Genomic DNA, 20,795 nt, shown 5'->3' with positions numbered 1-20,795 from the left:
GGCCACTGACGCAGACCCGGCGGAAGCAGCCGGACCGACCGGCCCGCCGTGCGCGGGCCGGTCAGTCCGCGCTGGGCTCCGGCGCGGGCAGCACGCCCGTGCAGGAGGTCCGCCCGTACGCGCCCTCGGCCGTGGCGCTCTGCACATGGCGGCCCTTGACCGCGAGCGCGCACTTGGCGTGGCCGCCGTCCGGACCGAGGACCACCGAGACCACCGGAGTGCGGCCGAGCGGCACCCGGATCTCCTTGCGCCAGGGCAGCTCGGCCCGGGTCACGCTCTCGCCCGTGCCCTTCTCGCTCGCCCCCTGGTAGGTGATGTCCACCCGGCCTTCGCCGGTCACCTCGTAGGTCACCGCGGCGGTCGGCACCTTGGCGGGCGGGTCGCTCTTCTCGCCCCGCAGAGCGCCGTAGGCGATGAGCCCGGCGCACAGCGCGAAGGCCACCACGGCCGCCACGAGGCCGGGGCGGTCGGCCGGCGAGCGCCGCGCCACGGGGGATCCGGCCGCCGGCGGGTGTGCCGAGTCCACCTGCTGCTCGGCCTGTTCATCGGTTGCATTCGTCATGGCGTCTCTCCGTATCGGGCGGCACGGCCCGGAGCCGGTGCGACGAGGCCAGATCCAAGAGCCATCGGCTGGTGCATGTCAAGGTGTCGGACGAATACGGCATGTGTCGGTCGTGGCCGGATTCCGTCCCCAATTCACCCTGTTTTTACGGACTTTGACGCCGCGTGCGTCTTATCGCCGAACGTTTGACATGTGCATATCGCATCGGTGTAGAAGATTCCGCCCCCAACTGCGATTCGGCGGTTGGGACTTGGTTCCTTCGCGAAGGGAAACCGATGTACAGACCGAGAGCCAGACGGCTCCTGGCCACCACGGTGGCGCTGGCGGTGGTCACCGCCCTCGCGCCCGCGACACCCGCGTTCGCACAGCCGCCGGACACCCGGCGGCTGGCAGCCGGCATCAAGAACTTCCTCGGCCTGACGGAGGACGAACGGGAGCCGGCCGAGCCGCCGAGCCTCCCCGACACCGATGTCACCGCCAATGAGCGCCTCCCCAAGGGCAAGGCCGCCGCCAAGCCCAAGCGGGTCAAGGAGCTCAAGGAGCGCCGCACCCCGCACGCCCGCTACTGGCAGCTGGCCGACGGACGGATCCAGTCCGAGGTCTCCGCCGTACCCGACGCGTACCCCACGGGCCGGGGCAAGGAGCGCACCTGGAAGGCCATCGACACCGCGGTCACCGACACCGGCCGCAAGGGTTTCGAGGCGGCCAACACCACCAACCTCGCCCGCACGTACTTCGGTTCGCGCCCCGGCGAGCTGGTGCGCTACGAGCTCGACCAGGGCCACTGGGTGTCCCTCGGGCTCAAGGACGCGAGCGCCGGCAAGCTCACCCCGGTGACCGACGGCAACACCGTCACGTACAAGAACGCCTTCGGTGAAGGCGCCGACCTCACGTACACCGTCGGCAACGGCAGCGTGAAGGAAGGCATCGTCCTGCGGGAGCGTCCTGCGACCGCTCCGGTGTACGAGTTCACGCTCGACACCCACGGCCTGCGGGCCGAGGCGCAGAAGAACGGCAGCATCGCGCTGTACAGCGAGGGTGCCGGGCCCGAGCGGCCCGAACTGATCATCCCCGCCCCGTTCATGACGGATTCGAAGAAGGACGCCTCAGCCCCTTACGGGACCAAGTCCTCCGACGCCGTACAGCAGAAGCTGACCGGCAAGGACGGTTCGTACGCGGTGAGTCTGAAGCCCGACGCCAAGTGGCTGACGGCACCCGCGCGCCAGTACCCGGTGACGGTCGACCCGACCATCACCATCGCGCCGACCCCGTCGCAGTCCGAGGACGTCATGATCTCCTCGGACGGTCCGGCGGACAATTACGACGGCAGCTGGCGCCTTTCCGTCGGCAATACGTCGACGGGTTCGAGCCGCGCGCTGCTGCGCTTCGGCCTGTCCGGGATCCCCGCCGGGACCAAGCTCGACAACGCCGAGCTGAAGCTCTACTACGACCAGACGCACACCACGTCCTCGGACGAGGTGGTCCTGGAGGCGCACCGCGCCACCGGAGCCTGGACCGAGACCGGCGCGACCTGGAACAACGCCAAGGACCTCACCGGCGAGCTGTCCGGCACCTCCGTCCTCGTCGACGACGGTGACGCGGGCACCACGGCCGCGCAGGGCGCCTGGCCCACCTCGGGCAACACCGCGTACACCCAGTACGCGACGGGCCTGGACTACCGCTACAACAAGGACGCCACCGCCGGCGACACCTACTCCTGGCAGCCGAACCTCCCCGAGGACGGCACCTACCAGGTCGACGTGCACTACGTCCCGGCCTCGGACCGCGCCACCAACGCCCCGTACACGGTGAACTTCAACGGCGGCAGCAAGGCGTACTCCGTCAACCAGCAGGCGGGCAGCGAGGGCGAGTGGAAGACGCTCGGCTCGCACCCGTTCAAGGCGGGCACGGCCGGCAAGGTCGTCCTCGGCGACGGTCCCGCGTCCACCTCGACCGCCGTCCTCGCGGACTCCGTCCGCTTCACCAAGGGCGGCGTGGTCACCAAGCGCGCCGACGAGGCCAACACCTGGCACAGCTTCCCGGTCACCAAGACCGTGCAGCAGTGGCTCGACGGCACCTACGCCAACAACGGCTTCGTGGTGAAGGCCTCCGACGAGTCCGCCACCGCGCCCAAGGGCGGTCCTCGCTACGAGGCCGCCGAGTACGCGTACAAGGGCGAGATCGCCAACTACCCCAAGCTCGTGCTCACTTACGGCACGCAGGGCGTGGACGTGAACCCGCCGCGCACCGTGCACTCCACGGGCGCCGAGCTGAACTGGCCCGCGTACACGGACCCGTCGGCCGCGAACACCGGCGACGACATCGTCGAGTACCAGGTGCACCGCAGCGTGTACCAGCACTTCACGCCGTCGTACCAGACCCTGGTCTCGCCGGTCGCCAAGGAGCTGCGGGCGTTCACGGACACCACGGCCACGCCGACACCGGCGGACTCCGCCGACCCGTTCGGCAACGCCTACTACTACATGGTCGCGGTCAAGCTGAAGGACGGCCGGGTACTGCCGTCCACCACGCAGCTCGTACGGCTTCCCAAGGCCGGCCGCACCACCGTCGTGCTGCAGAGCGGACAGAGCGACACCACCCTGTCCTCCGCGCAGCCCGCCACCGGCCACGACACCATCTCCGACTCCGGTGTGGAGCGGCCCTGGCTGTCGGTCGGCAACAACTCCGGTACGTACGGGACCACTCGGGCGCTGCTCGACTTCCCGGGCACCGAGAACATCCCGGCGAGCGCACGCGTCCTCGACGCCCAGCTCGACATGTGGGGCTTCACCACCACGACGGGCACGAACGGCGCGGTCTACGAGGCACGCGGTCTGACCCGCGACTTCGACGAGACCTCCGCCAGCTGGACCAAGGCGAACGCCACCACCAACTGGACCGCGGCGGGCGGTGACATGGACCCGGCCGTCTCCGACACGGTCGGCACCGTCACCAACGACCCGGCGCGCCAGAGCTGGTCGCTGACCTCCCTGGCCCAGAAGTGGATCTCGGACCCGACGAGCAACCACGGTGTCGCCGTACGCCTGAAGGACGAGTCGGCCGCGGGCCCGCAGGAACGCACCATGTTCCTGTCCTCGGAGGCCGAGGAGTCCGAGCTGCGTCCGCAGCTGGTCGTCACGTATCTGTCCAAGTCGACGGAGAGCACGTACTTCGCGCCGTACACCCCGGCGCGGATGATTCCCGGTGACGAGTACACGGTGGACGTCACACTGACGAACACCACGACCGCGACCTGGCCGGCCGGGACGCGCTCCCTGTCCTACACCTGGTCGCTGCCCGACGGCACGGACGCCACCACCGGCGGCAACCAGCTGGCGACCCCGCTCGCCACCGAGGTGCTGCCCGGTGACTCCATCACCGTCCCGGCGAAGCTCAAGGCGCCCATCAACTCGGACTCGGGCAACAAGCGCCTCGAGTACGTCCTGAAGTGGGACCTGAAGAACACCGCGAACAACACGTGGCTGTCCGCTTCGGAGAGCATCGCGCCGCTCGCGCAGAACGTGCGGACCGAGGACCCGACCTCCAACCAGCTGGGTCTGGAGAAGTTCTACTCGTACGCGGGCAAGAACACGGGTGCGGGCTCGTCGCTGATGACGAACCTGTACGCGGGCAACACGGTCTGGCAGTACAACGCGTTCTCCAACCCGGGCCGCGGTGTCTCCACCTTCGCCCGGTTCGCGTACAACACGCAGGACACCTCCGACACGGTGCTCGGCCACGGCTGGTCGGCGCAGCTCGCGATGCCGCTCAGGCTCGGTGCCGCGCTCGACTTCCACCCGAACCCCAACCCGACGGAGGTCACCCTCCCCGACGGTGACGGCACGGCGCACGTCTTCCGCAAGCAGGACGACGGCAGTTGGCGGGCCCCGGCGGGCGTGCACTACCTGCTGCGGCAGAACACCGCCGTGGACTGCAAGCCGAGCTCGGACGGCGACCCGCGTGCCTGGTCGCTGACCCGCCCGGACCGCAGCCAGTTCTTCTTCGACTGCGACGGCTATCTGACGTCGATCGTCGACAAGAACGGCAACACGCAGACGTACACGTACGCCGAGCGCAAGTCGAACAACAAGCCGGTCAAGTTCCTCACGTACATCGAGGACCCGGCGCGGCGCCAGTCGCTGACGGTCGAGTACTACACGAAGGCCGACACCAACAGCCCGAAGATCATCGACCACGTCAAGTCGATGACGGACATCTCGGGCCGCAAGGTCTCCTTCGAGTACTCCGACCAGGGCCTGCTCACGAAGCTCACCGACGGCGCGGGCTCGTCCCAGCCCAAGGTGTTCGGCTTCACGTACGACATGGAGCAGGGCAACAAGAACGCCAAGCTGGTCAAGGTCACCGACCCGCGCGGCAACTCCACCTCGCTCGACTACTACTACCCGAGCGAGGGCGACGATCCGAAGTTCCACTGGAACACGCAGACCCTGACGGACCGCCTCGGCGGGACGACCGGCTACGTCTACGCGGACCCGGACGGCACCTCGGGCTCGGTCGTCAACACCAAGGTCACCGACGCCGAGAACCACACGAGCGAGTACGTGATCGACGGCTACGGCCGGGCGACCGCGATGACCAACTCCAAGTCCGAGACCACCAAGATGGCCTGGGACACGGACAACAACGTGACGCGCCTTGAGGAGGCCAACGGCGCCGTCACCACTTGGAAGTACGACCCGAAGACCGGCTACCCGCTGGAGCAGAAGGACGCCGAGGCCAACAAGAACGGCACCGCGGCGAAGACCTTCACCTACTCCTTCGGACTCGACGGCCACATCGGGGACCTCTTCGAGAAGAAGTCCCCGGAGGGCCGCACCTACCGGTTCGGCTATGACGCCAAGGGCAACCTGACGTCGGTCACCGACCCGAAGGGTGTCGCCACGGCGACCGAGGGCGACTACACCTCGCGCACCGAGTACGACGCGTACGGCCAGGTCGTCAAGGAGACGGACGCCAACGGGAACGCCACGCACTACAGCGAGTTCGAGGCGGTCGGCTACCCGAGGACCATCAAGGACCCGGCGGGCCACGACTCGCACTTCGCGTACGACATCCGCGGCAATGTCACCGAAGTCGTCAACGCCAAGGGCGCCAAGGTCACCCAGGCCTACGACGCCTTCGGCCGGCCCCTGGAGAAGAAGGAGCCCGTCAAGCAGGCGGAGAACGACTTCGTCGTCACGCCCGCACCCGTCTACGACGCCAACGACAACATCACCAAGGTCACGGCGCCGAACGGAGCGGTGTCCAGCTCGGTCTTCGACAAGGCCGACCAGAAGATCGAGACGGTCGATCCGGGTGACGAGGCCACCGACCCGGGGCGTAAGACGACCACGGCGTTCGACAAGGTCGGCAACATCGTCAAGGTCACCGGTCCGCAGGGCAATCTGACGCCCGAGGAAGGCGACTTCACCGCCACCACCGTCTACGACGCGGTCTACCAGCCGGTCGAGATGGTGGACGCCGAGGGCAACAAGGCGACGGTGACGTACGACAACGTCGGCAACGTCGTCAAGGTCGTCGACCCGCGCAAGAACGCCAGCGCGGACCCCGACGACTACACCACGCGCTACGAGTACGACCTCAACCACCGTGCCAAGCGCACCGTCGACGCTCTGGAGTGGGCCACCTCGGTCCGCTACGACAAGGACGGTCTCCAGGTCGGCTCGACCGACGCGGAGGGCAACGAGTCGCTCGCCACGTACGACGAGCGCGGCGCCCTGGTGGAGGCCAAGGTGCCGGCCAAGGAGGACGGCTCCGGCGCCATCACCTACCGCACCACCAAGTACGAGTACGACCAGGTCGGCAACCGTACGAAGACGATCACTCCGCGCGGTGTCGAAACCACCGACGACGCGACGGACTTCACGTCGGAGACGGTCTACGACGAGCTGAACCGGGTGAAGGAGGAGCGCTCCGCCTTCGACAAGGACGACTCGACGTATGCCACGCCGGACTCGGTGTTCTACAACTACGACTCCGTCGGCAACCTGCAGTCGGTCTCCGCGCCCCCGTCCGAGGGCCAGACCGTCCGCAACGTCACCGAGTACACGTACTACGACAACGGCTGGACCGAGACGTCCAAGGACCCGTGGGACATCACCACGGCCTACGCCTACAACAAGCTCGGCCAGCAGACGAAGAACACGCTCACCTCGGCGGGCGGCTCCCAGCAGCGCACCATGACCTGGGACTACTACCTGTCGGGCAACGAGAAGGCCCGCTCGGACGACGGTGTGCCCGTCGGCAAGCAGGTCGTCCTCGTCGACAGCTCGGACTTCAACAACACCGCGCTCCAGGGCAACTGGGCGCGGACACAGGCCGAGCAGCAGTACGGCTACGACACCTACTCGCACCCTGCGGGTGACGGCAGCTCCTCGCTGTCGTGGCAGCTGAACATCCCGCAGAACGGCACGTACGAGGTCTTCGTACGGCACCCGAAGATGACCGGGGCCGCGAGTGACGCCTCCTTCAAGGTCGATCACGACGGCGGCAGCGCGACGAAGACGGTCGACCAGACCCAGCGCGCGGGCGAGTGGATATCACTCGGCAGCTACGCGTTCGTCGAGGACGGTCCGCAGAAGGTCACGCTGACCGACAAGGCGAACGGGACGGTCCTGGCCGACTCGGTGAAGCTGGTCCGCTCCAACTCCGCCGAGACGGACACGGAGAAGAAGGACTTCACCTACAAGTACAACGCGAACGGCAACAAGACCGAGGTCCGTGACCTCTCGCCGGGCGCGAAGATCGACACGTACAAGATCGCGTACGACGGTCTGAACCGGATCAGGACGGTCGAGGAGATCGCGGCCGGCACGGTCAAGAACACCACCGCGCTGACCTACGACGAGAACGGCAACCCGCTCACGTCGACCCACGATCTGACCTGGTCGAAGATCGAGTACGACGAGCGCGACCTGGTCAAGAAGGTGACCAACGCCGATTCGCCCACCGCGGGCAATCAGCAGATCACCTCGATGACCTACACCGGGCGCGGTCAGCTCCTGAAGCAGACCAAGCCCAACGGCAACACGCTCGACATGAAGTACTACCCCGACGGTTCGGTCCAGCAGTCGCTGGAGAAGACCTCGGGCGGTACGGTCGTCGCCCAGCACGACCTGGAGTACTCGCCCAACGGGCACCGCTCCAAGGACGTCCTGAAGCTGATGAACGCCGACGACAACTCGGCCTACATCAACAACACGTACTCCTTCACCTACGACCCGCAGGACCGCATCACCAAGGTCGGCAAGGCGGGCGACGCCCCGGCGACCGAGGAGTACCGCTACGACCGCAACAGCAACATCGTCGAGCAGACGGTCGACGGCATCAGCACCACCCAGCGCTACGACCGCAACCGGCTCCTTTCGGCGTCGTCGCAGGGTGCCACGTCCACCTACAACTACGATCCGCTGGGCCGGCTCGACACGGTCAGCACCGGTGGCCAGACGGCCGAGAAGTACACGTACGACGGCTTCGACCGCACGGTGAAGGTGCGCTCGGGTGTCGGTGCCACGGCGCAGACCACGAGCTATGTCTTCGACCCCTTCGACCGGACGGTCTCCCAGACCACGACGGGCGAGACGGGCAAGACGACCGCGTTCACCTACCTCGGTCTCGACACCACGCTCCTTCGCGAGACCGTGGACGGCAAGGCCGACAAGGACTACCAGTACGTGGCCGGCGGTCAGCGCGCCACGCAGATCAAGCACAAGGACGGCACCAAGGAGGTCTCGCAGTACGTCACCAGTCCGCGCGGCGATGTCGAGGCGATCACCAAGGAGGACGGCAAGACCCGCGCCACGTACGGCTACACGGCCTACGGCAGTGACGACGCGTCGCAGATGACCGGTGCGGACAAGCCGGGCTCCGGCGGCGCGGGGCAGGACTCGTACAACGCGTTCCGCTTCAACTCCTCGCGCTACGACGGTGCTTCGGGCACGTACGACATGGGCTTCCGCAATTACGACCCGGGGCTGAACCGCTTCCTGACCCGGGACTCGTACAGCGGCGCGCTCGCCGACATGTCCCTGGCCACCGACCCGTTCACCGGTAACCGGTACGCGTTCGCGGGCGGCAACCCGGTCAGCTTCGTCGAGCTCGACGGGCACCTGTTCGGGCTCTCGCTCTCCGACATCGGACACGCCGCGCTCGACGTGGTCGGCCTGATCCCGGTCGTCGGCGAGGTCGCGGACGTCGCCAACGGCATCTGGTACGCGGCCGAGGGCAACTACGCCGACGCCGCACTCTCGCTCGCCTCGGCGATCCCGCTGGTGGGCTACGGGGCGACGGCGGTCAAGGCCGGCAAGTACGCCGCCAAGGGCATCGAGGCGGCCGACACCGCCAACGACACCCGCAAGGCGGTCGACAACGCCGGTGACGCCGCGGACACGGCGAACGACGCCCGCAAGGCCGACGGAGCGGACGCGCCGACGACGAAGTCGCCGGACAAGCCCGATGCGAAGACCTGCAAGACCAACAGCTTCGTGCCCGGTACGCAGGTCGTCCTGCCGGACGGCAGCACCACGGCCATCGAGAAGCTGAAGGTCGGCGACCAGGTCGTGGCCACCGACCCGGAGACCGGTGCGACCGAGCCCCGGTACGTCACCAACGCCCGCAGCCACAAGGGCGAGAAGGCCCTCGTCACCCTGACCGTCGACCGTGACGGCAAGGACGGCGAGGCCAAGCCGGTCGAGATCACCTCGACGGCCGCTCACCTGTACTGGCTGCCGGACTTCGGCCGGTGGGTCGAGGCCGGGGACCTCAAGTCCGGCATGTGGCTGCAGACCTCCGCCGGTACCTGGGTCCAGATCACCGCGATCGACACAGCGCACCGTACGGAGCGCGTCTACAACCTGTCGGTCGAGGGCGTCCACACGTACTACGTGGGCGCTGGCCACACCGCTGTTCTCGTTCACAACTGTGGCTATGAGAACGAGGCGATCGCCGCGCAGAAGCGCGCGGACGACCTCAAGAAGCAGTGGGGCAAGGGCCACGACTACTCGACGGTCACCGTGATCGGTGTGCGGAACAAGATCACGGGCGAGATCAGCGAGAAGGTGGCACTCGCCGGCGGCAAGAACATCTCCGAGATCGGCCAGAACGTCCTCAAGAAGGGCGAGGAGTTCATCCAGGGCCAGCCGGTCCCCGGCCGCTTCACACCGAAGGGCAAGCAGGCCTACGAGCACGCCGAGGAAGCCGTGTTCAACTGGGTGAAGAAGAACTCGGACTACGAGGTCATCTACGGCGGCACCTCGCGCAACGTGTGCAAGGGCGTGTGTGAGCCACTCGTCAACCAGACGCTGAACCTGGGCGGCAAGAAGTTCCCGGGAAGGGGTGACAAGACCCAGTTCCGGATGTTCTGGCTCACCACGCGGTACTAGCCATGCGCTGACTGTGTGATGACAGCGGCCCGCCGGTCCTCGGACCGGCGGGCCGTTCCGCGTTCTCGGCGCAGGCGGTCAGCTCTCCTGCGCCAACTCCCATACGAGGACGGCCGTACGGTCCTCGGAGACCGTGTACCAGGCGCCTTCACCCGCCGCCCGCACCGGTCCTGACACGGGCCGCGGGTAGCTGATGAGGGCCCGCACCGCCATGTCGTCCGTGCCGATCAGCCAGTGGCGGCCCGGGCCGTATCCGGCGTCGCTGCCCGAGGTGCCCGCGACGGCGGTGCTCTCGTCGGTGAAGGCGGCCGCGAAGTCCCAGTAGACGCGGCCGCCTTGGGAATGCGGCGGTACGGCTCCGTCCGCGTCGAGGTCCCGCAGGATCGTGCCGTCCTCGGCCGCGTGCAGATACAGCGCGTCCTGCTGGACATCGGTGGCGAGGAGGTGGCGCCCCGACGGGCTTGCGTCGAGCAGTACGGTCTCGTCGTCGATCTTGCGTACGGACAGCACGCCGCCGTCGAGCCGGCCCCAGAGGGCCGGAGACCCCTCTTCACCCTCGCCGACGCTCAGACCCATCTGCGCCGGGTCGGGATGCACGGTGTGGAAGGAACCCGAGGCCACGGTGCCCGTGCTCGTGCGGGCGAGGACCCGGCCGTCGGCCGCGTCGAGGACCAGCCAGAACTCATCGGAGGCCGCGTCGTCCGCGGCACCGTCCGCCGCGAGCGGGCCGCGTACGTGGGCCCACAGCAGCTTGCCGTCGCAGGAGAAGGCCGCCGAGCCGCTGCCGGCGTACTCGTGCTCGCCGCCCTCGTCGCAGTCGTCGGCATAACTCCCGAACTCCTCGTGCATCTCGGGGCATTCATCGGCCCAGCACGCGTGGCGCAGCTCCCAGAGCGTGGCCCCGGAAGCGGCCACCGCCCGTACGGCGTGCAGCCCGGCGAAGACGGCGATGTCACCGGAGGGGGAGACCGCCACGGTGCCGAGGCTGCGCGGCCAGGGCGCGGGGAAGCGCACCACGTCGCCCGACGCGGTGTCGAGCACGGCGAGTTCGGTGTCCGCGCGCTGGACGACCAGCCGTCGGCCGCCCGTGTGCTGCAGGAAGGGGGCGTCGGCGGAACCGGGTTCGAGCGGAGCCGGGACGGTGGCGACGAGACGGGCCGCGCGGAGCACGGACCCTCCGTTCATAGGATCGGTGGACATGCACCGCATGCTGGCACACCTGCCGGGGTCGGTACGCTCCTGGGCGGTTCGTCGGTGCACTGTCAGCGAAGGGAACGTCCGTGGGATACGCACCTCAATGGCTGAACGCCTCCTCGTGGGAGGAGAGCGGGGTGCTTTCGCTCGGCGCCGATGGCCTCGCGGATACGGGGGCGTGGCCGGCTCCCGTGCGCCGGGCTCGCGACGTGGCCGAGACCTTCGGGCTCCCCCGGGAGGCCGCGCTGTTCCACCCGAACCCCGTCGCGGCCCCCTTCACGGAGATCTCCGACAAGGCCGGCGCCCGGTACTGGCGGCTCGGCCGGCCGAATCCCGAGCTGAGCCCTGGATCCCAGGACCCTGAGTACGTCCTCGACGACGAGGGAAGGGTGCTGGTGCTCGATCCGTCACTGCCGCAGCCGCGCTTCGTGAACTCCTCGCTGCTCGCGTTCCTCGACGCCCTCGCGGCGTGGGACCACCGGTGCGAGCACGTAGACGACTTCGACGACCTCGAGGACGACGATCCGGAGTCCGACGAGGGCGCGGACGACTACGTGGATCCGGCGGAAGCGGCCCGGGTGGCCTTCGGCCTGGAGATCAGGGACCGCCTCAGGGAACTCGACCCGCCCGCATTCGCCATGGACACCTGGTGGGACCGGGTCTACGAGGAAGTGGAACTGGACGCCATCTGACTGGGGCCGGCTCGGTACTCCTCGGCGAGGCTCCAGAAGTGCACCCGTGCGCCGCTCTCGCCGAAGGTCCACCACGGGCCGGGGCCGGCGGGGCGTGGGCCGCCGTGGGCCGGAACGGGGTAGGCGATCTGTCCGCGCAGGGACATGGTGCGCGGGTTCACCAGCCAGTGGCGTGGGGTCCCGGCGTCCTCCTCCGTGCAGACGACCGCGCCGTACTCGTAGGGACAGGCCCCTTCGTAGCCCCACCGGGCCATGTCGTGCCCCGGCACGGGCGGCACGGAGTCCGCTGCGTCGAGGCGTGCCGCCTCCCGTCCGTCGGAGCTCTCGTGGAGGTACAGGGCCCACTGCCCCGGGTCGGTGCACAGGATGCGGCGGCCGGACGGGCTGATGTCCTGGATGAGCACCCCGTCGATGCGCTCGAAGGTCAGGCGCCGGCCGTCCCAACTGCTCCACAGGGCAGGGGAGTCCTCGTCGCCCTCGCCCACGGAGAGGCCCATGTGCGGGCCGTGTGCGGGGGCGCACGTGACCGACGCGGACCCCACCGTGCCCGTACCCGCACGGCCGAGGACCGTTCCGTCGAGCGCGTCCAGGACCAGCCACTCCTCGTCCGGCCAGGACTCCGTGGACCGCACGTGGGCCCAGACCAGCTTGCCGTCCGCGGTGAAGGCGGCCGAACCCGGTCGGCGCGGGCGTGGTACGCGTCGTCCGCGTACTCGGCGAAGGAGCCATGGGCCGCCCCGCACTCGGCCGCCGACCAGCACCCGTGCCGCAGGACAGGCCGGCCGACACGTCGGCCAACGGCTCGGCCCGCAGCTCGGCCCACGGACCGGCCCCCAGCTCATCCCACAGGCCCCTCCACCGGACCCGCCCCTTGCGCCCGCAGCAGCCGCAGAAACGCCTTCAGGCCCACGATGATCTCCTCGTTGTCCGAGAGCCGGTTCACCTTCTCCTCGAACTCCCCGGCCAGCGCGGCATACCTGCGGTCCGCCTCGTCCGCGCGCCGATAGGACGAGTGCGCCAGGGCGTCGACGGTGCCGCGGAGCTGCGCGAGCGCCCGGTACTGTTCCTCGGCCTTCTCCTCCAGCAGCTTCGTCGCGGAGGCGAAGCGGTCCACGCGCAGCCGCAGCTCGGCGACGTCGTCCCGCGGGAAGCGCACGTCGCGCAGCAACAGGCCGAGGCGCCGCCGCAGTTGGGCGAAGTACGCGCCCGCGGGCCGGAAGGCCGTACTGAGCAGGAAGAAGCCCGCGGCCCAGTAGCCGAGGGCCCGGTCGGCGGCCAGGCCCGCGGCGAGCACGACGGCGGCCGTCACGACATGCCCGGCGACGGCCACCCGCAGCATCGTGCGGGCGATCCGGCGCGCCTCACCGTCCCGTTCCTTCGAGACGGTGAGGCCCTTCTCGCGGCTGACCGCGATCTCGGCGAGCACGGAGTGTGCGCGGAAGTAGAGGTTCCACGGCGCGGTGAGCAGGAGGAGCAGCCAGAGCAGTCCGAGCACCGCCGCCCCGACGCCGAGCACCAGCTCGGGCGGCGCGCCCACCGCGTAGGCGATGACGAGCGCGAGCACCGCGGCTCCCGCGACGGCGAACGCTCCCAGCACCTTGCCCATGACGCCTCCTCGGAGCCGGCCCCTTTCAGGCATGGTGGCGCGGGCGGGGCGGTCCGGCATGAGTACGGCTACTCAGTACGCTCCTGGGCCTTTTCAGGCCGGACCGACGGTCGGATCGCTCAACTCCAGCTCTTCGCCCACCCGTGCATCTCCCCGTACGGCACCGGCAGTCCCGTGAACGCGTCGAGCAGGACGCGGTCCCCGAGCGGCCGCTCCAGCTTCACCTGCACGCTTTCGACGAGGAGTTGACTGGTGCACAGGTCGCCCGGCGTCGCATCGGCGACGGAGGCCGAGAGCACCACGGTCCCGCCGTGTTCGAGCACGGCGACCCTCGGCCCGTCGTCGCAGGCTCCGTGCCGGGCCCGTGCCGTCATGGAGCGGCCGTCCACGGAGAAGTCCAACACGCCGTCCAGCTGGTCGAGTTCGGACTCGCCGGTCCTGGGCAGCGGCGCGATCGGGGACGCGGGCAGCTTCGACGGCACCAGGGCGGACCGCTTCAGCGGGGTGTCGTACCCCTTCAGGCCGAACAGCCATGCGGGCACCGTCACCGGACCGCGCTGGGATTCCAGCGTCATCTCGCCGAGCTCGACGCGCGTCACGATGAGGCGGTGGTCGTCGTTCACGGTCCCGGCGAAACTCTCGTACGCCGCGCGGACCGTGATGAGCGGGCGGGCGAGCGTGGCGCCGTCGGGCCAGCGCGCCTCGCCCGTCTTCGGCATCTCGACGGGCAGCTCGCCGCGCACGCCGAAGTTCTGTGTCAGGTAGGCCCGTTCGTCCGCCGCGTTGTGGAAGCCGCCTGCGGGGACCTGGATCACGGGCCCCATCGGGAAGTATCCCTGGCGCCACTGTTCGGCGGCCCGCGATCCGTTCCAGGCGTCGGCGACTTCCTGTGCCCTCGCCGGTACCCCCGAAGGGACGGGCGCGGGCTTGTGCCGGACGCCGGAATCAGCCGGCGGTGAGTCCCCGCACCCCGCGAGCGCGGTCAGCAGGGCGAGGGGCAGCAGGAGCCGGGTGCAGCGGGTGATGACGGTGCGCATGGAGTCCCCCAGGAGGCGGTGGCCGCACGCCGGGGTGCGGCGGAGTACCCCTGTGACGCCGCACCCCCGCGCCGCGTTCGGCCCGCTTCCGGGCGTGGCGCAACCGTTGCCCCGCGGTCACCCGCGAGGCGCCGTCAGGTCACCCCAGCTTCACCGTCACCTTCTGGGTGGCGCCCGCCGTACCGCTCAAGTCGCCGAAGACCAGCTTCAGGTGGGATCCCGTGGTCGCCGAGGTCACCGTCGACGGCTTGGAGGTGACCGAGGCGACGGCACGGTTCCAGGTCAGCGTCAGCGCGGTCTGCATGCGCATCGGATCGCTCACGCACACGACCGCCGTACCGTCGGACTTCTCCGTGATCATCACGGAGCAGGGCGCGCTCGCGGTCAGCGCACCCGCCGTGCCGCCGAACCAGAAGTTGACCGCGGTGAAACCCAGCGAGGGCACCCGTACGCCTTGCTGGTCATCGGTGTTGGCGAGGATCTGCAGCCAGCCGGTGTCCGCCGCGCGCGCCGAGGTCTGCGCGGTGGTCGCGCCCGGCATGACCAGATAGGCGTACGAGCCGTCGGTGGGGTTGTAGCCGTGGTCGACGTACATCGTCAGGTACTTGCGGTTGAGCGTGGTCGTGGAGCCGCCCTTGTTGATGTCGCTCCACTTGCCGTCGCGCGAGTCCCGCAGCGCCTTGACCGTGGCGCCGCCGGGGAAGACATAGCCGCCGTGCCCGCCGATGTGCGCCCATGTGGCGCTGGTCAGCGTTTGCGACCAGGGATACGTGGCGGGCTTGACGGTGCCGTCGACGGTGAAGGTGCTGCCGCCGGTGGGGCCGAGATTGCGGTTCTCGACAGTGGACTCGACGGTGGTGCCGTCGCTGCACTGGATGTTCGCGCCCAGGCAGACGATCGCGTCGTCCAGGCAGAACCACGACTTCTTCGCCATCAGCGTCGACTGCAGACCGCGCAGGTACTGCCCGACCGCCGCCCGCTGCCCGTCCGTCGCGCCGCCCACCCAGTTCACATCGGGCATCGACGCACCCCAGTCGCCGCCCGCCGCGTCGGCGAGCACCTTGCGCGAGGCCGTGATGCCCGGCAGGCGGTACGGGTCGACCGTGGGCCAGAACGCGTCGCTGTACTGCCCGTTGGCGAAGGTGTCGCCCCACCAGTAGAGCATTCCGGACCCCGTGTGCCAGCCGCGCAGATTCTCGCCGTTGCCGGTCTCGTAGTACGTGATCCGCTTGTTGGCCATGCTGAGGGACGCGGCCCAGCCGGGCCTGCGGTGCGTGGCGCGGGCCATGGCGGGGAACAGCCGGTGGCCGGTGGGCTCGGCGATCGCGGTCACCGCGGAGTCGTTCGCGATCGACTGCAGGCGCGAGAGGCCGACCACGCCCATCGACGGGTTCTGCAGCGGGGGACTGTAGTAGTCGCGCTGGATCCAGCCCTTCACCAGACCCCGCCAGCGCGCCTTCTCGGTCGCGCTCGCGCCCTCCGCGAGCAGCGCGATCGAGGTGAGGATGGAGTGGCCCCTCAGGTGGTCACTGGCCATTACGGCCTTGGGGTCGGTGGCGGAGATGCCCCGGCTGATGGCGCGTCCGGAGACGTTGTCCATGATCAGGCCGTTGAAGAGGAACGGCGCCCAGGCGTTCTCGACCGCGTCGAACACGATCTGCCGTTTGGGATCCGTCACCGCCCACGTGGATCCGGCGAGCAGGGCGAACAGCATCCCGAGGCCGCCGAGCAGCACCGAGCCGTAACTCCCGGTGTACGGAACGGTGGTGTGCTGGATGAACGAGCCGTCGGCGTACAGCCCGTCGCCGCTGGTGACGTACGGGAAGACAGGCGAGAGCGCGTCACGGCCGAGCGCGATCTTCGCCGAGTCGGCGCCCACGACCCCGCGCAGGATCAGGACCCGGCACAGGTCCACGCGGTTCGCCCCCGTCGAGGTCCCCGTGTAGCTGCCGACGGCGGAATCGGGGACGAACTTGTCCACGGCACGGCAGTAGTTGGCGAGCTGTGTCGCCGAGAGGTGCTCGTACATCAGGACGCAGGTGTCGAGCAGCGCCTGCGGGGCGCCTATCTGCCAGCTGTACCAGTTGCCGAAGCGGGTCCTGTTCTCGTTGTAGACCTGCGCGTAGAGGTGGTCGAGGCCGGTGACGATCGCCGTCTTCAGCGCCGCGTCACCGGTGAGGCCGGTGCCCTGCTGGCAGTACGCCTGGGCCATGGTCCCCAGGCGGTAGTAGCTCTCCGCCATCCGGCCCGAGTAGCCGTACGACTCCTGGTCGGTGTCCGGCTCCGGGTCGGCGAAGTTCAGATCGGGCCAGAGCGAACCGCTCGCCGGCGCCATCGCCGTACGGTATGCGGCCGCGCTCGCGCCCAGTTCGGCGAGCTTGGACTTGAAGGGCTCGGCGGTCGGGCTGAACCCCGAACCCAGCAGCAGCGTCCGCCACTTGGCGCGCAGGGTGTCGTGCTCCGTGGCGCCGTGGGCGACCCCGCCGAACAGCGGGGAGCCGAGCGCGAACGCGGTGAGGGATGCGGTGCCGGTGGCGGCGAGGAAGGAACGGCGGGACCAGGATCGCGTCATTGCGGTCTCCGGAGGGGGAAGGGAGGGGTGTGCCGCGCCCACCCGCGCCGCCCTGCGGCACGGGTGGGGCGGGGGAGGGGTGAACGGTCAAACGGTCAGACGGTACGGACCTGGATCTTGTGCGTGGCGCCGTAACTGCCGCTCAGATCCCCGAAGGTGAGCACCAGCTCGCGGCCCGTCTCCACCGAGGTCACGGCCCCCGGCTTGGCGGTCACGGACTTCACGGGCCGCTTCCAGGTGAGCGTGAGACCCGTGACCGTACGGGAAGGGTCCGCGACGCAGATCGTCGCCGTGCCGTCCCGCTTCTCACGGATCTGCACGCACACCGGTGCGCTCGCCGTGACCTTGCCGACGGTCCCGGCCGCCCAGAAGTTCACGCCGGTGAAGCCGAGCGAGGGCACCCGGATTCCCTGCTGCTGCGGGGAGTTGGCGGTGATCTCCAGCCAGTCGCGGTCCAAGGCGCGGGCCGCGGTGCGGGCCGCGCTCGCGCCCGGCAGCATGACGTAGGAGTACGAGGCGTCGGCGGGGTCGGCGCCGTGGTCCTGCCACAGGGTGAGATAGCGGCGGGTGAACTCCTTGGGCGAGCTGCCCCGGTTGACGTCCTTCCACGCGCCGGTGCGCTCCTCGCGCAGCACGTTCAGCACCGTACCGCCGGGGAAGACATAGCCGGCGTGCCCGGCGACATGGGCCCAGCCGGTCTTCCGCTTGGTGTTCCAGCCCTGCGTGGCGGGCTGCGGTACGCCGTCGAGCAGCAGCCGGGGCTCGCCCGACGCGCCGAGGTTGCGGTTGTCGACCACGGTCTCCACGCCCGCGCCGTCCGTGGACGTGATGCCGGCGCCGAGACAGACGATCGCGTCGTCCAGCCAGAACCACGCCTTCTTCGCGGTCATCGTCGAGAAGATCCCGCGCAGCTGCTGGCCCGTCGTGCCGAACTCGCCGTCCGTGACCCCGCCCACCCAGGCGAAGTCCGGCCGCGGGCCCGCCCAGTCGCCGCCCTGGCCGTCGGTCAGCGGCTTCTTGGAGACGGTGATGCCGGGCAGGCGGTACGGGTCGACGGTCGGCCAGTAGTGGTCGGAGTACTGCTCCAGTCCGTGGTCGGCGCCCCACCACTGCAGCCAGCCGGAGCCGGTGTGCCACATCCGCAGACCCTCGCCGTTGCCGGTCTCGTAGTGGGAGATCCGGGTCGAGGCCATGGACAGGGACGCGGCCCAGTCGCGGCGGCGGTGTGTGAGCCGGTCCATGTTGGGGAACACCCGGTGCTCGACCGGCTCGGGGGCCGGCTTGACCGAGTCGTCCGCCTCCAGCTCGTACAGCTGAGAGGTGCGCAGGAGGCTGAGCTTGGGGTTCGCCAGGGCCGTGCCGTAGTAGTCGCGGCGCATCCAGCCCTTGACCATCGCGTTCCAGCGGGCCTGCTGCTCGGGGCTCGCGCCCTTGCCGAGCAGCACGATCGAACCCATCACGCCGTGCGAGCGGTTGTGGTCGTCCTGCGGCAGCTGGAAGGGGTCGCTCGCGACCAGACCGCGGCTGACGCCCCGGCTGGACACGTTGTCCATCATCAGGCCGTTGTAGACGAACGGCGCGATCGCCATCTCGACCGTGTCGAGGAACTGCTGCGCGCCCGGGTCGGTGACCTGCCAGGCGGAGCCGCGCAGGAGGGCGAAGAGCCGGCCGAGGCCGTCGTTCAGCACGGCGCCGTAGCCGCCGATGTACGGGATCGAGGTGTGCTGGATGAACGAGCCGTCGGCGTAGTAGCCGTCGCCCTTGGTGACGAACGGGAAGACGGGGGAGAGGGAGTCGCGGCCGAGCGTGATCTTCTGCTCGCTGCCGCCGACGACACCGCGCAGGATCATCGCGCGGCACAGGTCCACGCGGTTGGCGCCGGTGCTCGTGCCGGTGTAGTTGTCCATCACGGAGTCGGGCACGAAGTGGTCGACGGCCCGGCAGTACTTGGCTATCTGCTCGGCCGTGAAGTGCTCGAAGAGCAGCACCGCGATGTCCATCAGGGACTGCGGGGCGCCGATCTGCCAGTTGTACCAGTTGCCGTAGCGGGCCTGGTTCTCGTTGTAGACCTGGGTGTACAGGTGCTCGACGCCGGTGATCACCGCGTCCTTGAGACCGGCGTCGCCCGTCAGGCCGGTGCCGGGCTGCGCATAGGCCTCGGCCATCGTGTAGAGCTTGCCGAAGCTCGACTGGATCTGGCCGGAGAAGCCGTACGACTCCTGGTCGGTGTCCGGCTCGGGGTCCTTGTAGACCATGCCGGGCCACAGCGAACCGTCGGCCGGGGCCATCGTGTCCCAGTTGGCCTTGGCGTTCGTGCCGAGCGTGGCGAGCTTGGACTTGAAGGGCTCCGCGGCCGGGCTGAAGCCCTCGCCGAGTATCAGCGTCCGCCACTTGGCGCGCAGCGCCGCGAAGTCCTCGGCAGCGGCCTCGGCGGGCAGCGCGTGCGCGCTGCCCGCGGTGAACGTGCCGGTGAGACCGAGAGCTAGCGCAGTGCCGCCGGAGGTGGTGAGGAAACCGCGGCGGGACCAGTACGTCGACGGTGCAGTCATGGGAGAACTCCGGGGGGACGCACGACTGGGGCAAGCGGTTTCTAGCACGCGTTCGCTCAAACGCTCAATAGAACGTACTCAGTTGATCGTTTCGATCGTCAGTGGGCGCTGCTCGGGTTGAACCCGAACGCGTCGTCCGCGGCATTCTTACGGAAGGTCTGTTCCGCCTGAGAGCTGCTGTCGATGCGCCAGTTGCTCTCTTTGTCGATGTTGAACCAGATGCAGCCGAGCACGTCATCGCGCGAGTCGACGCCCTGGAACAGGCTGTTGATGTCGGCCGGCTTGCGGCCGCCCGGCTCGGAGCCCGTCTCGGGGATGAGGAAGGGCTTCTGCGTGAAGGGCCGGCCGCAGTGGGGCGAGGTCGATGTGATGGAGCAGATCAACGGCAGTGCTCCACCACCGCGTCACCGAGGGCGAGTTGGGCGCACAGGCCTGGCAGGACGCGACACAGCACGGCGTGTTCCTGATCCTGAACGTCGTCATGGGCGGCACCTGGCCCGCCCAGCTCGGCGGCGGCCCCGACGCGGGCACCGTCAGCGGAAAGCCGATGCTGGTGGATGACGTGACGGTGTCGACGCGCCGACCTGCTGCGCGGTGAGCGGCGGCCACGGGGAGAGCTCCCCGGTCACCGTCCGGTCGCTCCGTCGATCTGCTCGCGCAGGATGTCCGCGTGACCGGCGTGGCGGGCCGTTTCCTCGATCATGTGGACCAGGATCCAGCGCATCGACGGGGGCGCCGTCTCGCGCAGGGAGCGGGCGCCCGGGCGGTCCAAGTCGGTGCAGGCGACGATGACTTCGTCGGCCCGCGCGATCGCCGCGCGGTAGGCATCCGCCAGGTCCGCGGCGGTGTCGGCTTCGGACACGGCGACCTCGTCGTCCTCCGGTTCGCGGCCCTCGCCCGCGTAGGCCCAGACGAACCAGTTGAGTTCGACGGCCGTCAGATGCTTGATCAGCTGCAGCAGGCTGGTCCCTGAGGGGACGCCGGGTGTGCGCACCGCGGGCTCGGGGACACCGGCCGCCTTCGCGAGGACCGCGTCGCGCAGATAGCCGAGGAAGGTCAGCAGGGTGGTCTTCTCGTCGGCGTTCAGGCCGGGCGGGCGCAGATCGGGTCGGGGCTTCATGGTCACCATGGCGGAACCGTAAGCCGTGGACGGCAGGCTCCGGAAGGTTCGGCCCTGCGCAT

General features: G+C 69.4%; 12 protein-coding genes. 3 read left to right on the top strand and 9 right to left on the bottom strand.

What is annotated here, in order from left to right; all coding sequences use genetic code 11:
- Window positions 1-61: 61 nt before the first annotated feature.
- On the bottom strand, window positions 62-562 hold the full coding sequence (locus H9Y04_RS09885; protein WP_236070702.1) for a hypothetical protein: 501 nt from the start codon (window positions 560-562) through the stop codon (window positions 62-64).
- Between the two features lie 275 nt (window positions 563-837).
- Between H9Y04_RS09885 and H9Y04_RS09880 the strand changes: the two genes are divergently transcribed.
- Window positions 838-9,963 (top strand): golvesin C-terminal-like domain-containing protein, encoded by a 9,126-nt coding sequence (locus tag H9Y04_RS09880; protein ID WP_187813360.1) that lies wholly within the window; start codon window positions 838-840, stop codon window positions 9,961-9,963.
- A 78-nt stretch (window positions 9,964-10,041) separates the two neighbouring features.
- Here H9Y04_RS09880 and H9Y04_RS09875 read toward each other — a convergent pair whose 3' ends face one another.
- Window positions 10,042-11,163: a hypothetical protein gene (locus tag H9Y04_RS09875; protein WP_236070701.1), complete on the bottom strand. Its 1,122-nt coding sequence runs from the start codon at window positions 11,161-11,163 to the stop codon at window positions 10,042-10,044.
- A gap of 80 nt (window positions 11,164-11,243) precedes the next feature.
- Between H9Y04_RS09875 and H9Y04_RS09870 the strand changes: the two genes are divergently transcribed.
- Window positions 11,244-11,849 carry an SUKH-4 family immunity protein gene (locus H9Y04_RS09870; protein WP_308800928.1) on the top strand — a complete coding sequence of 202 codons (606 nt, stop codon included), beginning with the start codon at window positions 11,244-11,246 and terminating at the stop codon, window positions 11,847-11,849.
- Here the strand turns inward: H9Y04_RS09870 and H9Y04_RS09865 are convergent.
- The 6 genes from H9Y04_RS09865 to H9Y04_RS09840 form a co-directional block, all read right to left on the bottom strand.
- Window positions 11,819-12,481, bottom strand: a complete 663-nt coding sequence (locus tag H9Y04_RS09865; RefSeq protein WP_187813359.1) for a hypothetical protein — start codon at window positions 12,479-12,481, stop codon at window positions 11,819-11,821. The genes H9Y04_RS09870 and H9Y04_RS09865 overlap by 31 nt on opposite strands.
- A gap of 206 nt (window positions 12,482-12,687) precedes the next feature.
- A complete protein-coding gene (locus tag H9Y04_RS09860; RefSeq protein ID WP_187813358.1) occupies window positions 12,688-13,455 on the bottom strand; it encodes a hypothetical protein in 768 nt (255 codons plus the stop codon).
- 119 nt (window positions 13,456-13,574) lie between these two features.
- The gene (locus H9Y04_RS09855; RefSeq protein WP_187813357.1) at window positions 13,575-14,492 is read right to left on the bottom strand and encodes a hypothetical protein; all 918 of its coding nucleotides are present in this window, start codon (window positions 14,490-14,492) and stop codon (window positions 13,575-13,577) included.
- Between the two features lie 139 nt (window positions 14,493-14,631).
- Entirely contained in the window at window positions 14,632-17,064 is a 2,433-nt protein-coding gene (locus H9Y04_RS09850; RefSeq protein WP_187813356.1) for a polysaccharide lyase 8 family protein, read from the bottom strand.
- Window positions 17,065-17,159: 95 nt separating this feature from the next.
- On the bottom strand, window positions 17,160-19,613 hold the full coding sequence (locus tag H9Y04_RS09845; RefSeq protein WP_187813355.1) for a polysaccharide lyase 8 family protein: 2,454 nt from the start codon (window positions 19,611-19,613) through the stop codon (window positions 17,160-17,162).
- Window positions 19,614-19,711: 98 nt separating this feature from the next.
- Complete coding sequence (locus H9Y04_RS09840) at window positions 19,712-19,996, bottom strand: hypothetical protein (protein WP_187813354.1); 285 nt, start codon at window positions 19,994-19,996, stop codon at window positions 19,712-19,714.
- Window positions 19,997-20,001: 5 nt separating this feature from the next.
- Here H9Y04_RS09840 and H9Y04_RS09835 point away from each other — a divergent pair, with 5 nt between their 5' ends.
- Window positions 20,002-20,211, top strand: coding sequence for a LamG domain-containing protein (locus tag H9Y04_RS09835; protein WP_187813353.1), 210 nt, complete (start codon window positions 20,002-20,004; stop codon window positions 20,209-20,211).
- Window positions 20,212-20,238: 27 nt separating this feature from the next.
- On the opposite strand, the gene H9Y04_RS09830 is transcribed toward H9Y04_RS09835, so the two are convergent.
- Complete coding sequence (locus H9Y04_RS09830; protein WP_187813749.1) at window positions 20,239-20,733, bottom strand: DinB family protein; 495 nt, start codon at window positions 20,731-20,733, stop codon at window positions 20,239-20,241.
- Between the last annotated feature and the right edge of the window lie 62 nt (window positions 20,734-20,795).

The organism is Streptomyces polyasparticus, from assembly GCF_014493765.1.
GTDB classification, from domain to species: Bacteria; Actinomycetota; Actinomycetes; order Streptomycetales; family Streptomycetaceae; genus Streptomyces; species Streptomyces polyasparticus.
The sequence above is the reverse complement of the archived record's forward strand: the minus strand, read 5'-3'. Positions and strand labels throughout refer to the sequence as shown.